This is a genomic window from Sphaerothrix gracilis Ecp01, from assembly GCF_030405905.1.
Lineage (GTDB): Bacteria > Cyanobacteriota > Cyanobacteriia > Phormidesmidales > Phormidesmidaceae > Sphaerothrix > Sphaerothrix gracilis.
In genome coordinates this window covers 69,241-82,579 of sequence record NZ_JASATW010000001.1, presented here as the reverse complement: position 1 = coordinate 82,579, position 13,339 = coordinate 69,241, and the positions used below count along the sequence as shown (strand labels likewise).

General features: G+C 53.0%; 13 protein-coding genes. 7 read left to right on the top strand and 6 right to left on the bottom strand.

Features of this window, described 5'->3' with window-relative positions:
- Nucleotides 1-71: 71 nt before the first annotated feature.
- Nucleotides 72-923 (top strand): lipopolysaccharide assembly protein LapA domain-containing protein, encoded by an 852-nt coding sequence (locus tag QJQ48_RS00410; RefSeq protein WP_346289194.1) that lies wholly within the window; start codon nt 72-74, stop codon nt 921-923.
- Here the strand turns inward: QJQ48_RS00410 and ribBA are convergent.
- Complete coding sequence (gene ribBA, locus QJQ48_RS00405) at nt 920-2,674, bottom strand: bifunctional 3,4-dihydroxy-2-butanone-4-phosphate synthase/GTP cyclohydrolase II (protein WP_428843004.1); 1,755 nt, start codon at nt 2,672-2,674, stop codon at nt 920-922. The two genes, QJQ48_RS00410 and ribBA, sit on opposite strands and share 4 nt — an antisense overlap.
- 257 nt (nt 2,675-2,931) lie before the next feature.
- On the opposite strand from ribBA, the gene argC reads away from it, so the two are divergent.
- Nucleotides 2,932-3,990 carry an N-acetyl-gamma-glutamyl-phosphate reductase gene (gene argC, locus QJQ48_RS00400; protein WP_346289192.1) on the top strand — a complete coding sequence of 353 codons (1,059 nt, stop codon included), beginning with the start codon at nt 2,932-2,934 and terminating at the stop codon, nt 3,988-3,990.
- A gap of 119 nt (nt 3,991-4,109) precedes the next feature.
- Here the strand turns inward: argC and QJQ48_RS00395 are convergent, their stop codons facing one another.
- Both QJQ48_RS00395 and psaM read right to left on the bottom strand, forming a co-directional pair.
- Nucleotides 4,110-4,502 carry a slr1601 family putative cell division protein gene (locus QJQ48_RS00395; RefSeq protein WP_346289191.1) on the bottom strand — a complete coding sequence of 131 codons (393 nt, stop codon included), beginning with the start codon at nt 4,500-4,502 and terminating at the stop codon, nt 4,110-4,112.
- Between the two features lie 274 nt (nt 4,503-4,776).
- Entirely contained in the window at nt 4,777-4,872 is a 96-nt protein-coding gene (psaM, locus tag QJQ48_RS00390) for a photosystem I reaction center subunit XII (protein ID WP_346289190.1), read from the bottom strand.
- Between the two features lie 278 nt (nt 4,873-5,150).
- Here psaM and phoU point away from each other — a divergent pair, with 278 nt between their 5' ends.
- The 5 genes from phoU to QJQ48_RS00365 all read left to right on the top strand — a co-directional run bounded on the left by phoU (nt 5,151) and on the right by QJQ48_RS00365 (nt 10,793).
- A complete protein-coding gene (gene phoU, locus QJQ48_RS00385; protein WP_346289189.1) occupies nt 5,151-5,807 on the top strand; it encodes a phosphate signaling complex protein PhoU in 657 nt (218 codons plus the stop codon).
- A gap of 365 nt (nt 5,808-6,172) precedes the next feature.
- Complete coding sequence (locus tag QJQ48_RS00380; RefSeq protein WP_346289188.1) at nt 6,173-8,566, top strand: ribonuclease R family protein; 2,394 nt, start codon at nt 6,173-6,175, stop codon at nt 8,564-8,566.
- Nucleotides 8,553-9,185 carry a flavin prenyltransferase UbiX gene (locus QJQ48_RS00375; protein ID WP_346289460.1) on the top strand — a complete coding sequence of 211 codons (633 nt, stop codon included), beginning with the start codon at nt 8,553-8,555 and terminating at the stop codon, nt 9,183-9,185. The genes QJQ48_RS00380 and QJQ48_RS00375 overlap by 14 nt, the downstream gene beginning before the upstream one ends.
- Nucleotides 9,182-10,084, top strand: coding sequence for a LapA family protein (locus QJQ48_RS00370; RefSeq protein WP_346289187.1), 903 nt, complete (start codon nt 9,182-9,184; stop codon nt 10,082-10,084). Before QJQ48_RS00375 ends, QJQ48_RS00370 begins: the two co-directional genes overlap by 4 nt.
- A 37-nt stretch (nt 10,085-10,121) precedes the next feature.
- Complete coding sequence (locus tag QJQ48_RS00365) at nt 10,122-10,793, top strand: hypothetical protein (RefSeq protein ID WP_346289186.1); 672 nt, start codon at nt 10,122-10,124, stop codon at nt 10,791-10,793.
- A 3-nt stretch (nt 10,794-10,796) separates the two neighbouring features.
- On the opposite strand, the gene QJQ48_RS00360 is transcribed toward QJQ48_RS00365, so the two are convergent.
- The 3 genes from QJQ48_RS00360 to QJQ48_RS00350 all read right to left on the bottom strand — a co-directional run bounded on the left by QJQ48_RS00360 (nt 10,797) and on the right by QJQ48_RS00350 (nt 13,206).
- Complete coding sequence (locus tag QJQ48_RS00360; RefSeq protein WP_346289459.1) at nt 10,797-11,438, bottom strand: helix-turn-helix domain-containing protein; 642 nt, start codon at nt 11,436-11,438, stop codon at nt 10,797-10,799.
- Nucleotides 11,439-11,459: 21 nt separating this feature from the next.
- Nucleotides 11,460-11,720, bottom strand: a complete 261-nt coding sequence (locus QJQ48_RS00355; protein WP_346289185.1) for a ParB N-terminal domain-containing protein — start codon at nt 11,718-11,720, stop codon at nt 11,460-11,462.
- Nucleotides 11,721-12,120: 400 nt separating this feature from the next.
- On the bottom strand, nt 12,121-13,206 hold the full coding sequence (locus tag QJQ48_RS00350; protein WP_346289184.1) for a peptidylprolyl isomerase: 1,086 nt from the start codon (nt 13,204-13,206) through the stop codon (nt 12,121-12,123).
- Between the last annotated feature and the right edge of the window lie 133 nt (nt 13,207-13,339).

Here is a 13,339-nt window from a genome sequence, read left to right as displayed (position 1 = left end):
CAGTAGGAGAATAGAAGTAAGATAGGAGCAGAAAACTTCTATTCTGAATTTTATCTCAGCAGCTTGTCATTATGCGTCTGTTTATTGTTGCAGCTTTGGCGATCGCGCTGTTAGCTATTTTATTCGCAGTCCAGAACAACAACTTAGTCACTATCAATTTGCTGACTTGGCAGTTTCAAGAATCGCTGGCGCTGGTGCTGCTGGTGACTTTGGCAATTGGCGTTGTGGTTGGTCTTTTAGTGTCAATGCCAGCTTTGATTCGCCGCAACTGGCGCAACTCCCGCTTCAAGCGGCAGGTCGATAGTCTAGAAACGCAAATCACTGAGGCACAGCAGAAAATTACTGCTCAGACAGGTAAGCAGGGAACGCTGCGAGAGAGCTACAATACGCTGCTGAGTTCGCTGGGGCTGATGGATGCAGTCACCGGGCTGCTGCATCAGAAATCTTTGTCTCAGACCGTCTCGTCCCTATTGCGGCGTCTGTATACCGAAGTCGAAGATCCGCACTACCGCTCTGTTTGTTTATTTCTGATGCAGGCGGCCCCTACCGCTGAGCAGCAGGGAATTCTCAAAACGCAGGAAAAGCTGCTCTGGCAGGCGATCGCCGATATTCTGCAGCAAAATGCCGCTGTGGAAAGCTGGCTCTACAGCGATGGCAAAGGCCAGTTTGCCTGCACGGCCACGGGATTAGACGGCAAGCAGGCGGCAGACTATGGGGAGGCTCTGCAGGCATTTGTGGTTAAAAGTCCGGTACGGCTGCAGGATGACTCCGTGGTAGACGTCAATTTAAGCGTTGGCGGCGCGATCGCTGATCGCAGTCATCCCACCGATGGCGCTACCCTATTGCAGCAGGCCGAAGAAGCCCTGACCCAGGCGCAGCAGCGCGGACGCAATCGGTTTCGGCTGCTGCAGGTAACGGCCTAGTCGCTGGGTGTATGCCGCGAGAAGACGTAAATTCGCTGGGTTTCTAGCTGCTGGCACAGTTCGGAAGGCTGAACTCCCCCTGACTGATTGTCTAAACGGAAAATTTGCCGATCCAGCTTGATCTGTAAATTAGTAAACGGATCGCTCCCCGGTGAAACCATGAACTCTAGCTGAGCAATGGATTCCCAGGTGGCTAGCTGGTCAAGAATCTTAGCGATCGCCTCTAAATAGGGATGATCGCAGTGCTGATACCAGTCGGCAGACACCAGATCGGGCTGATCGAGGCCCAGGTTGACAATCAGCGAGGCGCGGCCAAACAGGGCGATCGCTACTGAACGAGCTTCTTCCTGCAGGTGTAAATCGTGCTGCTCGACCAGATGGCGCAGCTTTTCCAAGCGCTCATAGCGGGCTGTCACTGGAATCCTATCTTCTTGCCAGTGAATAGCCACTGTGAGCAGATAGGACTGCAAGAGCAGATGCCCCATTTTTTTGGCCTTGGTAGCCAGATATTCAGAATTGTAGGAGGTGGCTTCAATCAGCAGCGGTACGCGATCGACCATCTCCAAGCCATAGCCCTTGAGGCCAGCAATCTTACGGGGATTATTCGTAATCAGGCAAAACTGCTTCACTCCGATGTCGTTAAGAATCTGCGCCCCCACGCCGTAGTTGCGCTGATCGACCGGCAGGCCTAGCTTTTCGTTAGCTTCAACCGTATCTAACCCCATATCCTGCAGAGAATAGGCTTTGAGCTTATTGATTAAGCCGATGCCGCGCCCTTCTTGGCGCAGATAGACCACCACTCCCTTGCCAGCATTTTCAATCATCTTCAGGGCTGCTTGGAGCTGCATCCGACAGTCGCAGCGCAGTGACCCCAACGCATCTCCCGTCAAGCACTCTGAATGCACCCGCACCATGACCGAAGCTTGATCAAAAGTGGCTGGATCTCCCTTCACCAGCGCGACATGCTCTGAGTCATCTAGCAGATTGCGGTAAGCGTAAATTTTGAACTGGCCGAACTGGCTGGGCAGGTCAGCTACAGCTTCGCGGTGAATAAAGCGTTCGTGGCGCAGCCGATAGCTGATCAAGTCGGCAATGCTGATCAGCTTCAGCCCGTGCTGACGGGCATAGTCTACCAGATGGGTTAACCGCGCCATCGAACCGTCGGGATTTTGAATCTCACAGATGACCCCAGCCGGATACAGTCCGGCTAGCTTAGCTAGATCAACGGCGGCTTCGGTATGTCCGGCCCGTTTGAGAACGCCCCCTACTTTGGCCCGTAGCGGAAAGATATGGCCTGGGCGGCGTAGATCGTTAGGTTTAGCGTTGGGGTTAATGGCAATTTGGATAGTGCGAGCGCGATCTTCAGCCGAAATTCCGGTAGTTACCCCCAAATGCAGGGCCGCATCGATGCTGACCGTAAAAGCTGTCTGCTCATTTTCATCTTCAAAGGCACTATTGCTCACCATCAGGGGCAGGTCTAGTTCATCTAGACGCTTTCCGGTCATGGCTAAACAAATCAAACCCCGGGCTTCAACCGCCATAAAATTAATCATGTCAGGTGTGGCAAACTGGGCAGCACAGATGACATCACCTTCGTTTTCGCGATTTTCATCATCCACCACCACGATCGAGCGGCCAGCGGCTAAATCTGCCAGGGCCGACTCAATCGAATCAAATTTGAAGTCTGTTTCGGCTGGTGACGTTGAACTGTCGTCTAAGAAGGGGGTTCCAGAGGAATCTGACACAGCCATACCTGATAATACTTTTGAATTGAACACTCTAATTTGATTGTAATCCGGGGGTTTGACAGCAGCAGTGACTAGGGGCGATCGCCGCTATCCTAAAGTCAGTCAACTCAACCAGCAACTTTTGCGCCAATAGAATCAGGGGCTAAATGTTGCGATAAGTTCCAGCAAAACTCAGGTTTTGGTAATACAATTCAGCAGCAGTAGCGAAGCATCGATCTCGTTACTAGCCTGTTGTCAATAGTGTGGACTCGGTTAGACCTATGGGAGCCTCGGAACGAGTAGCAATCGGAATTATAGGAGCGTCGGGATATGGTGGTGTGCAGCTTGTACGTCTGCTGCAGCACCATCCTCAGGCAGAGCTTGTCTATTTGGGAGGCGATAGCAGCGCGGGTAAGGAGTTTGCCGATCTGTATCCCCATTTAGGTCATGCAGTTGATTTAAACATTGAAGCTATTGATTTAGAGGCGATCGCTCAGCGCTGTCAGGTCGTCTTTCTATCTCTGCCCAATGGTCTAGCCTGCAAAATGGCCCCCACGCTGCTGCAAAAAGGCTGTCGGGTTTTAGATCTTTCGGCTGACTATCGCTTTAAAAATTTAGACACCTATCAAAGCTGGTACGGCGTTGAGCGAGACGACCAGGATGTAGCTGCTACCGCTGTCTACGGACTGCCGGAGCTATACCGCGATCGCATCCGTGAGGCCCAGCTTGTTGGCTGTCCTGGCTGCTATCCTACGGCTAGCCTGTTAGCCATTTCCCCTCTGCTAAAGCAAGGACTGGCCCAGCCGGAGAGCCTGATTATTGACGCTAAGTCAGGCACCTCTGGCGGCGGCAGACAGGCCAAAACTCATCTGCTGCTGGCTGAAGCCGACAACTCTTTAGCAGCCTATGGCGTAGCGCGCCATCGCCATACCCCCGAAATTGAGCAAATCTGCAGCGACCTGACCGGGCACGAAGTCACGGTACAGTTCACGCCCCATTTAATTCCGATGGTGCGCGGTATTCTCTCAACCGTCTACGCTACCATGCGGGATCCGGGGCTGGTACGAGATGATTTGCTCACCATCTACTCGGCCTTCTATCGCAACTCCAAGTGGGTCAAAATCCTGCCTAACGGTCTCTATCCTCAGACTAAATGGGCCTGGGGGACTAACCTCTGCTATATCGGCATTGAGGTAGATCCGCGCACGGGGCGAGTGATTGTCCTCTCTGCCATTGACAATTTGATGAAGGGACAGGCGGGACAGGCGGTACAGTGCCTCAACCTAATGATGGGCTTTGAGGAAACGCTAGGACTTCCCGATTTGAGCTTCTACCCATAAGGCCAAAACCTTGGCAAGGGTTTGGCAGTGCTAAGCCCTTGCTAAAAACATAGAAGCGCCTCGCCAGCTCTGGGCTGGCCGCAAAACAATCTTGCCGTCTTTCTCCTTAAAATCTCACCCTAGCGGTTGTAATTCGGCTCGGTCCATACCACCGTACGCTGGAGAGGCGATTTACGGCCACTTTGCTCCTGCATGATGCTGTTGGCCTGCCCAGGGTCAAACGAGCGGCTGAAGTCAGTCCGTAGCTGTGCTGTCTCGGTTTCTGCTTGCTCCACCGCCATCTCAATTTCCTGCAGCCGGACCTGCTGGCGCTGAAAATAGGGCACTAGCTTACATAGCGCTGAAACAATAGCGCTCAGCAGCAGCAAGTTGACGAGCAGTTTTGCCCCCACTTCCCAGCCCAGAGATTTGGGAGACTGGGATAACAGCAGCGATCGCCTGCTGACACGACGAGAACGCCGGAGCGGCGGCGCTGGCAGAGTAACGTGATGAACAGGCTGCGGTGCTGACATAGGAATAAGGAAACCGTAAGAGCTTATATATGGCTTTGGCTACAGAATAGCGCCAATCTTGCGGAAACAAACCTCGAAAGTCAGCAATTTTTCGCTGAAAAGCAAATGAGTCGGCGGGGCGGCCCGTAGTCGGCTGAGGCTAGGCTTTTGACCAAGGGCGGGTGCTTTTTCTGGCGGTTTATGCTAAAAAGACTCCGAACTTAACAGCCCAGAGTCTTGTGATATTAGGTTTAGATAGTTGCTGCTGAGTTGAGGACTGAGCAGCTTCATGAGCCTACTTGTATAGCTCAGTGGAGAGACGCAGAGCAAGAATGCCCGGAATCAAAGCCACAACGAGCGCGACATATACTTGAGTATCTGATAAAGACATTGTCAGACTGTTCCTTGACGTCACAATAGGGAGTCATCAGTCATTTTTGACTAAAATTGCTGACCCTACGGCATTATCTACATCATCTGTTACACACTGTAATCTAATAGGCAGCGTCTTTTTAGCCCCATATCCTCAATAAAAGTATCGTTGGCTACTCATTGAGCGACTCCTAAGCAGGCATAAATTAGCAGGCAAATTTACACTAGAATCTAGCCCCGTTTTTTGGGTCTCAAAGAGCGATCGCGTTACTTTTTTATATAAGAACAGCTAGAAATTTGAGTACATCACGTCCCATTCGAACTAACTTTGATCGCCAGGTCAGACGCCTGCAGCGCGATATTTTGCGCATGGGCGCTTTAGTTGAGAGTTCCTGTTTGCTGGCGCGTGAAGCCCTCTGCGAGCGCAATTTGGAAGCGGCTAAGAAGCTGAAGATTCAAGATCGCCAAATCGATCAGTTTTACCGCCAAATCGAACTAGACTGCATCAATCTGCTAACGCTGCAGTCTCCCGTCACTCAGGATTTGCGGTTGCTGAGTGCCTTTATGCAAATGGTGCGCGATCTAGAGCGTATTGGTGACTATTCCAAAGATATTGGCGAAGTTGCGATCAAGCTGTTTCCCTATCCGGTCGATCCCTGTATTGGTCGGGTGCGAACCATGCTCGATCGCTGCCGCTCTATGGTAGCTCTCAGCTTGGTGGCTCTGTCTAATCTAGATGCTGAAACAGGTAATCAAATTAAAGATAAGGACGATGCCGTTGATCAAGACTACGAAGATCTCTACCTCTTGTTAGCCCATCAGCGCGATGTGGAAGGCATTATTGAACCTATTGTTTTGATGGTGCTGGTAATTCGCTATTTAGAGCGCATTGCCGATCATGCCACCAACATTGGTAAGCGAGTCGCTTTTATTGTGACCGGGCAGCGGACTTAAATTTGACAGGATTCCACTTGGTACGGAAGTATAGAGTAGGTGTAAGTATATTCCGAGTAAAACCCTTACAGGATACGGAAAATACCCACTATTTCTGATTGCTCTGCTGATAGTGGACTCGTTAAGACGTAATGCCTGGTCTGTTGCGCTGAGACAACCCAGTGATTACCCGTCAGCAATGATTCCCTGCCACTGGAGTAACTGTGTCACTTATTCAGCATAGCTGAGCAGGTTATCTCAAGTAGTTTCAAACTGCAGAAAATTACTTTGGGTCAGGGGGGCGAGTGCCCGCCTACAGAACTTGTGAAAGGGGCGCTGCCAAAACAGGTGAATATTTTCGGACATTATCAAGGACGCTTCACTCAATGGACTTCTCAATTGCTGCTCTGCTAGCCAATTTTAAGAATGACAAATCTGTTACGCTCAAAACTCTAGAAAAAAAGCTCAACTGCAAAGTTGCCGAAAACACTAGAATGCTGCAGATTGCCATCGACGCCCTAGAGCGAATTGGCATTCTGGAGAAAGATCGAGGCAAGTACCGCCGCATTGAAGAAGAGGACGTGGTGGAGGGCAAGCTGCGCTGCTCTAGTAAGGGGTTTTGCTTTGCAATTCAGGATGAAGAGGGGGCCGAAGATATCTATGTCAGGGAGAGCCATCTCAATACGGCCTGGAATGGCGATCGCGTCCTGATCAAAGTCACTAAGGAAGGCAGTCGGCGGCGCAGCCCTGAAGGAGAGGTCAAGCTCATTTTAGAGCGGGCCAATACCTCCGTCCTAGCGCGAGTCAAGCAGGAAAATGAGCAGTATCAGGCGGTGCCCTTAGACGATCGGCTGCTGTTTGAGCTAGAGCTACAGGCCAACGGCAATCCGGAAGTGCTGCAGCAGGCTGTCGATCAGCTCGTTCATATCGAAATTTTGCGCTATCCCCTGGGTCAAGAGCCTCCTAAAGGGCGGGTAGCTCAAATTTTGGGCAGTGATGCTGAGGCTGCCTCCGACCTAGACATTGTCTACTGTAAGCACGATCTGCCCCGCACGTTTCCAGAAGAGGTGCTAGAAGCCGCGCGATCGCTGCCGACCCGGCTACGCAAAGCCGACTTGAAAAATCGTTTAGATCTGCGTGAGCAGTTGACCATCACCATTGATGGGCCTGATGCCAAGGCCATCGACGATGCCCTGACCCTGGAAAAAACTTCGGAGGGTCACTGGCGTTTAGGCGTTCATATCTCGGATGTCTCTAGCTACGTGCCGATGGGATCAGCCATCGATCGCGAAGCGCAAAAGCGGGGGACTTCAGTCTATCTGGGCGAAGAGGAGGTGCCGCTGCTGCCGCCGCCGCTCTTTGGCTCTCTCGGCTCTTTGGTTGACGGCAAAGAACGCTTAGCCATTTCTTTAATGGTCACTCTAGATGAATCGGGTCAGGTTTTAGAATTTGAGCTGCAGCCGACAGCCGTGAAGGTTGACTACCACCTCAACTATCAGCAAGCGCAAGCAATTCTGGAGCGATCGGACGCAGAGGCGCTGAAGCGGTTGGGTATCAAGGAAAAGGACATCAAAAAGTTTGAGTCGGTTTATGAGCTGATCGATCAGCTTTATGAGCTGAGTCAGGCCGTTAAGCAGCAGCGCCACGCTCGCGGTGCCTTTGAGCTAAATCTGCCAGAGGAATCTTTCCCCACGGAGGCAGATAGCAAGCAAAAGCCCTATGTTTCTCCCAAGTTTCAGTACGATGACGAGGGCGCTTTAGGGGCGATGGTCGTTTCCTCTCATTTGCCAGCCCGCATCGTGGTGACGGAGTTTATGCTGCTGGCCAATCAGCTAGTCGCCGATCATCTCAAGGCTCTCAGCGTTCCTGCCATTTACCGCGTCCATCGCACCCCCGATCCAAGCGACGTGCAGGAGCTAATCAAGCTGGCAAACAACATGGGCTTAGATTTGCAGCTAGAGGACGAAGAAACGGTTCACTCCCGCGACTATCAGAACTTTGTAGAGCAGTTTGCCAGCTCCAAGACTGAGAAGGTGCTGACCTATTTGCTGCTAGATTCCTTTAAGCCCGCCTTCTACAGCGTTCACCCTGATACCCACTTTGGTTTGGCCTTAGAGGCAGGCTACACCCACTTTGCCTCACCCATGCGCCGCTATCCCGATTTGCTCGTCCACCGGGTATTGCATGCTGTGTTCGAGCAGGGTCGCGATCGCCGCTCGACCCGATCTAAAGAGCGGGTAAATCTCAACCACAGTAGCTGTCACGGCAAGATTAACTGGAGCGTCCTGCCGCCCGATATTCATCACGAACTCGAAGATCACTTTTCCCGCATTACGGTGCATCTTACCGAGCGAGAGCGCCTTGCCCAGGATGCCGAAGCCGATCTAGAGGGCCTGAAGAAAGCTGAGTTTATGCAGGCCCATACGGGGGAAGTGTTTCACGGCCTGATTACGGGCGTACAGTCCTATGGCTTTTTCGTCGAGATTGAAGAACTGCTGGTAGAAGGATTAGTCCACGTCAGTTCACTTAAGGATGACTGGTACGAGTACCGTTCCCGCCAGCAAAAGCTGGTAGGCCGCAAAAATCGCCGCCAGTATCGTCTAGGCGATCGCGTAGAGGTACAGGTCAAGAGCGTTGACTACTACCGGCAGCAAATTGATCTGCTCGCCGTCGGGGGCGGCAGTGAGGCCGGGGACGACGACGACGCTGATGAGGACGATTTTGACGGTGCGGCTGAGGCCAGCGCGGCTGACGCAGACGGCGACGATGACGACAACTAAACGGCCTTTAATTCTGGGAATCACCGGAGCTTCGGGCCTGATCTACGCCGTGCAGGCTCTGAAGCACCTGCTTACGGCTGACTATGAAGTTGAAGTGGTGGCCTCTAGGTCGGCCCATATGGTCTGGCAGGCTGAGCAATCTATACGGATGCCGGTAGAGCCAGAGCAGCAGGCCGCCTTTTGGCGATCGCAGGCCGGGGAAGTGAGCGGGGGCAAGCTGCGCTGCCATCCTTGGGGAGACGTGGGGGCCAACATTGCCAGCGGCTCTTTTCGGACTTTGGGCATGGTGGTGATGCCTTGCAGCATGAGTACCGTTGCTAAAATGGCAGCAGGACTCAGCTCAGATTTGCTGGAGCGAGCTGCCGATGTGCAGCTCAAGGAAGGCCGTCCTTTGATTGTGGTGCCGCGCGAAACGCCTTTTAGCCTAGTTCACCTGCGCAACCTAACCGCGCTAGCAGAAGCGGGTGCCCGCATTGTCCCGGCCATTCCGGCCTGGTATCACAACCCGCAAACTGTTGAAGATCTGGTGGATTTTGTGGTCGCTCGCGTCCTCGATCAGCTAGAGATTGACTGCGTTCCTCTAAAGCGATGGCAGGGACACCTGGAGGAGGGCGCATGACAACTCGTCTGGTGGCGCTGCTGCTGGCGGTAGGCGCTCTAGTCTTGTTTGCCCTGCAGAATACTTCACCCGCACTACCGCTGGTGTTTTTGGGCGTTCAAACTCAGGCGCTCCCTATTGCCGTTTGGCTAGTAGGGGCGATCGCGGCAGGAGTCATTACGGCTTTGCTACTGGCCGGACTCATGGATTTAGCCAAGGGGCGATCGCCCGCTAACCCGCGCTCTGGCTGGACCCAGCCCCAGGGAGATAAACCGCCGCGGCCAAACCGCTGGCAGCCGCCGAAAAAAGCCACAACCACTCAGCCTGCTGAAAAAGCTGCGCCCCAGCGCGATCGCTCTGCTTCAGAAACCGACTGGGAGACCTTTCGCTCGCCGGAAAACTGGGAAAACTGGGGCGAACGCCCAGACCCCAACGAGCCGCCGCCGCGCCGACCGCCCCGTTCTCGCCGTGAGCGCGAGCAGTACCAGGTAGAAGATTCTCTCAATGAGCTAGAGGAAGGCTGGCAGGACTGGCGCGATGATGAATCGTCCAAAGGCGCAAGCGTGGTAGAAGACTCCTTAGATGAGCTGGAAGAAGGCTGGGATGACTGGCCAGAATCAGCAGACGTGACTGAAGAGAACATAGACGAGTACGCCGAGCCACGCGACTACGAGGCTCCCGCTTCTCCTAAACGGGTTTATCAGTCAGGGTCTATCTATTCCTACGGCTATCGCGGCGAAGAGGAGACTGGGTCAAGGAATCAGGCTGAGGATGGTGAATCTGATACTGCCGCCGAAACTTTTAGTGGCCGTGTGGGTGAGGATGGGGTCTATGAAGCGGACTACCGGGTGATTATTCCTCCCTATCGCAACCTGGATGAACCCAGTGATGAAGACTGGTCAGAGCGCGATCGCCCATGATTTCACAGGCTCAAACCTCTCAGCTGAGATTTAGATCGTGAGCAATCAGGTTGTCCGCGACTGTCAGCCAGATGCTGAGCGCCTGTTGCCGTTGGCAGAGTGCATGGAAACCTACGGGGTTAGGTCTAACACCCGCGATCCTCATGATCCTCAAGGAGAATGGCCCCATAACTGCATCTCGACCCAAACTGTTGCCTATTCCTGCGGTCTCCTCTGCCGGGATGGAGATGAAACTCATCACAATCACGCAGTCGCTGAGTTAGAAAAATGTCGCCGTTTAGCCCGCCAGGCCGCCAGCATTATGGATGGAATTGCGGTTGGCTTTGGCTCGGAATCTGAGGACTACTTTCGCCCATTCTTGATCACCGCTTCTCAGGAAGATCAAGCGCCCCAGGCCATAACGGCAGACCTGATTCGCTCGGCTTTTGGCGGCACCATTTATCCGACGGCTGAGGTGACAGTCGAGCCGCTGCAGGCTGAGGGACAGTGGTGGCAGCAGGTGGAAAACAAGGCTGAAACGCAGCGGGCTTGGCAAAATCTGATCGCCTGGTTTCAAAATCAAGCAGATCTCCAAAGCGCCGCTTTTATCAGCATCGGCTCTGATCCTTTAAGCCAATACAACGGTGGCTGCGTCTTTCCCCGATTGGTGCTGGCGCTGACAGCAGCGGGAAGCCTTGTGGGTATCTGTGGCTATGTGGTTTACACCTGAAAACTACGCCGGGCTAACCTTCACTCGATGCAGCAGCTTGCCCCCCTGGCGATATCCGGTGTAGCGCACCTTAACCAAATCTCCCGGCTGGGCGCTCCCTTCAATCAGCTGATGCTGTTGGGGATCGTAAGGTATTTCTGCGCCTACGGGGGCGATCGCCTCAATTCCCCAGTCTGCTAGTAAATTTTCCAGGGGGCGCATTAGGGGAATGAGGCGCGTCGCCGGAATTTGCGGGTTGTTTTGGGCGGCATAAGCGGCTGTCGGCCAGCTTAAAAGCCAGGATTCTAAAGTATTGAGGCTATCCTGCTGAAATTTTTGCTCTAGCTGCTGCTGCTGCTGGGCCAACTGCTTTTGCAGTCGCTGATATTCTTGCGCTAAGACTGGTTGATCTCCTTGCTCTACCTGGTCGCTCTCTGTCGCGGTAGTCACGAGCGAGAAATCCGCTAGCAGTTCAGGCAGGGTCAACCTCAGCGCCGTAGCAAGCTGCAACAAAACCTGCAAGCGCATCTGAGCAATTTTTCCCTGCCGCAGTTGGCGCACTTGCCATTGGGAAACCTGAGCCTGCTGACTCAGGGCTTTGAAGCTAGAAATATCGGCCTGCTGCATGAGTTGGCGCAGCACGGCAGTGCGATCGCCCTGAATCATCGTCAAATCCGTTGAAAACTGTTAAGCCAAATGCAGTTTGAGAACCGACTTAGGGGCTTTGCGCACGCGACAGCGAATCGTCTCGTGACCCAAGCGGCTACAGGCTTCGTAGCGATGACAGCCAGAAAAGCCGTAGTATTGTCCCTCCACCTCCAGCACGTCAATCGGCTCCTGCAGCCCAATTTCCTGAATGGAAGCCATCAGCGCTCTCACTTTATCCGGGTCGTTTTGCGACAAAAGGGGGCGGTGAATCAATTGAATGGGGATATCTTCAGTTCGCATCAGCGAAAATTGCGTTGCTTGTCTTGTCTGAGCATTCCTTACTTACTATTTTATGCTTTCTTAGCTAGACAGTATTTAGGCCAACCAGGATTGAAGCCTCATCCCTCATCTAGCCTATTGCTTTGGTCTGAAAGGGATGCACGTTTTTGCCTGAGCCAAAGCGAAGCCTCAGAACGGTTCCACCTCACCTGCGCGCTGCAGGGTGATTTTAGAGACGCCATTGCCATTGCTGTTTACTGCCTGAGTCGGTTAAAGGCCGCTTTTTACCAATCGGCATCTATATGCGCTCATCTAAACGCGATCGCCCCCAACTGCCTACAAACACTGCAGCTAGAGGCGATCGCGCTAAGTAGAGGGCAAAAGCGTAAAAAATGCAGAGGAGGCGTTACGCTGATACAGCCTAGGTAGCTGGCGTGACCAAGTTGTCTAAACCCTCGATTACTTTGGCAGAAACAATGCGATCGCCTTCGCCCAGGTCATCTAATAGTTCTTTATTTTCAACTACGTAGCCAAACACCGTGTAACGGCCATCTAGCAGATTAAGGCCCGCTGGCGTTAGCTCTGGCTCGAACAGGAAGAAAAAGAACTGAGAAGACCCACCATTGACATCGTTACTAGGACGAGCCATACCCAAGGTACCAAAAGCCGAAAAGGGCAATACCGGATCGTCCATATAGCGGCCTAGAGACTCAAGCGTAGCGCCATAAATAGGCTCCTCATCTTCCTTCACTAAAACTTCCAGGGGAATAGCTCGATACTCGTTGGTTTTCGGATCAATGAACCCTTCCGCTGGCCCTTCCGGGTCGCCGGTCTGCAGAAAATAGTAGTCTTCGGCCCGGATAAACTCTAAGCCATCGTAGAAGCCGCGCTGTACCAAATCGACAAAATTGCCTGCCGTGACGGGCGCGCTGTAGCCATCGACGACAGCGATCATGCTGCCTTTATTGGTCGTGAACTCAATGGCGGCGCGGCCCTTAAGCTGGGGCAAGCTGCTATATTCGGCGGGCACCTCATAGGGGAAACCCTCTACCATTAGCTCCTCAATTTTGCCTACGGTATCTAGCAGCTCTGAGCGCCGCAGCCAGACCCGCTCTTTAGCTTGAGCCTCAACGGCTTCTCGCAGCGGTTGCAGCCCGTTCTGGAGCTGATTGAGTAAAGTCTTTGCCTGAGACTGATTGGCGGCGGGCACTGCCGCTAGGATTTTGTCGCTACGGCGGTTAAGAATGCGTTCAACTTTGACAATATTGCGTTTGATAGGACTCCAGCGTTTACTGCGCAGCCATTCCGAGAGTTCTTCTAAATCTGCTTGAACTTTGCGGATTTCTTCGTTTTCAATGGGTAGGGCATATCTGAGAAGCGCTTTGCCATCGGTGATGGCATTGCCCGGCGGCAGATAGCTGACCAAAGTGGGCGTCGCTTGAGAACTATTGCTGATAGAAACAGCCGGAGCTGCCAGGCTCTCAGCCTTTTCCGAAAAAGAACTCATCCAGGTAAGCCCTGCAAACAGCAGGATACCTAGAGAGGCTGCTTGAAGCCAACGCTTGATGAAAACCATACTCACTGCTCTAATATTCAACGTTACCCGGCGGTTGGGCGCTTTACTGATTCTGTCATAGTGT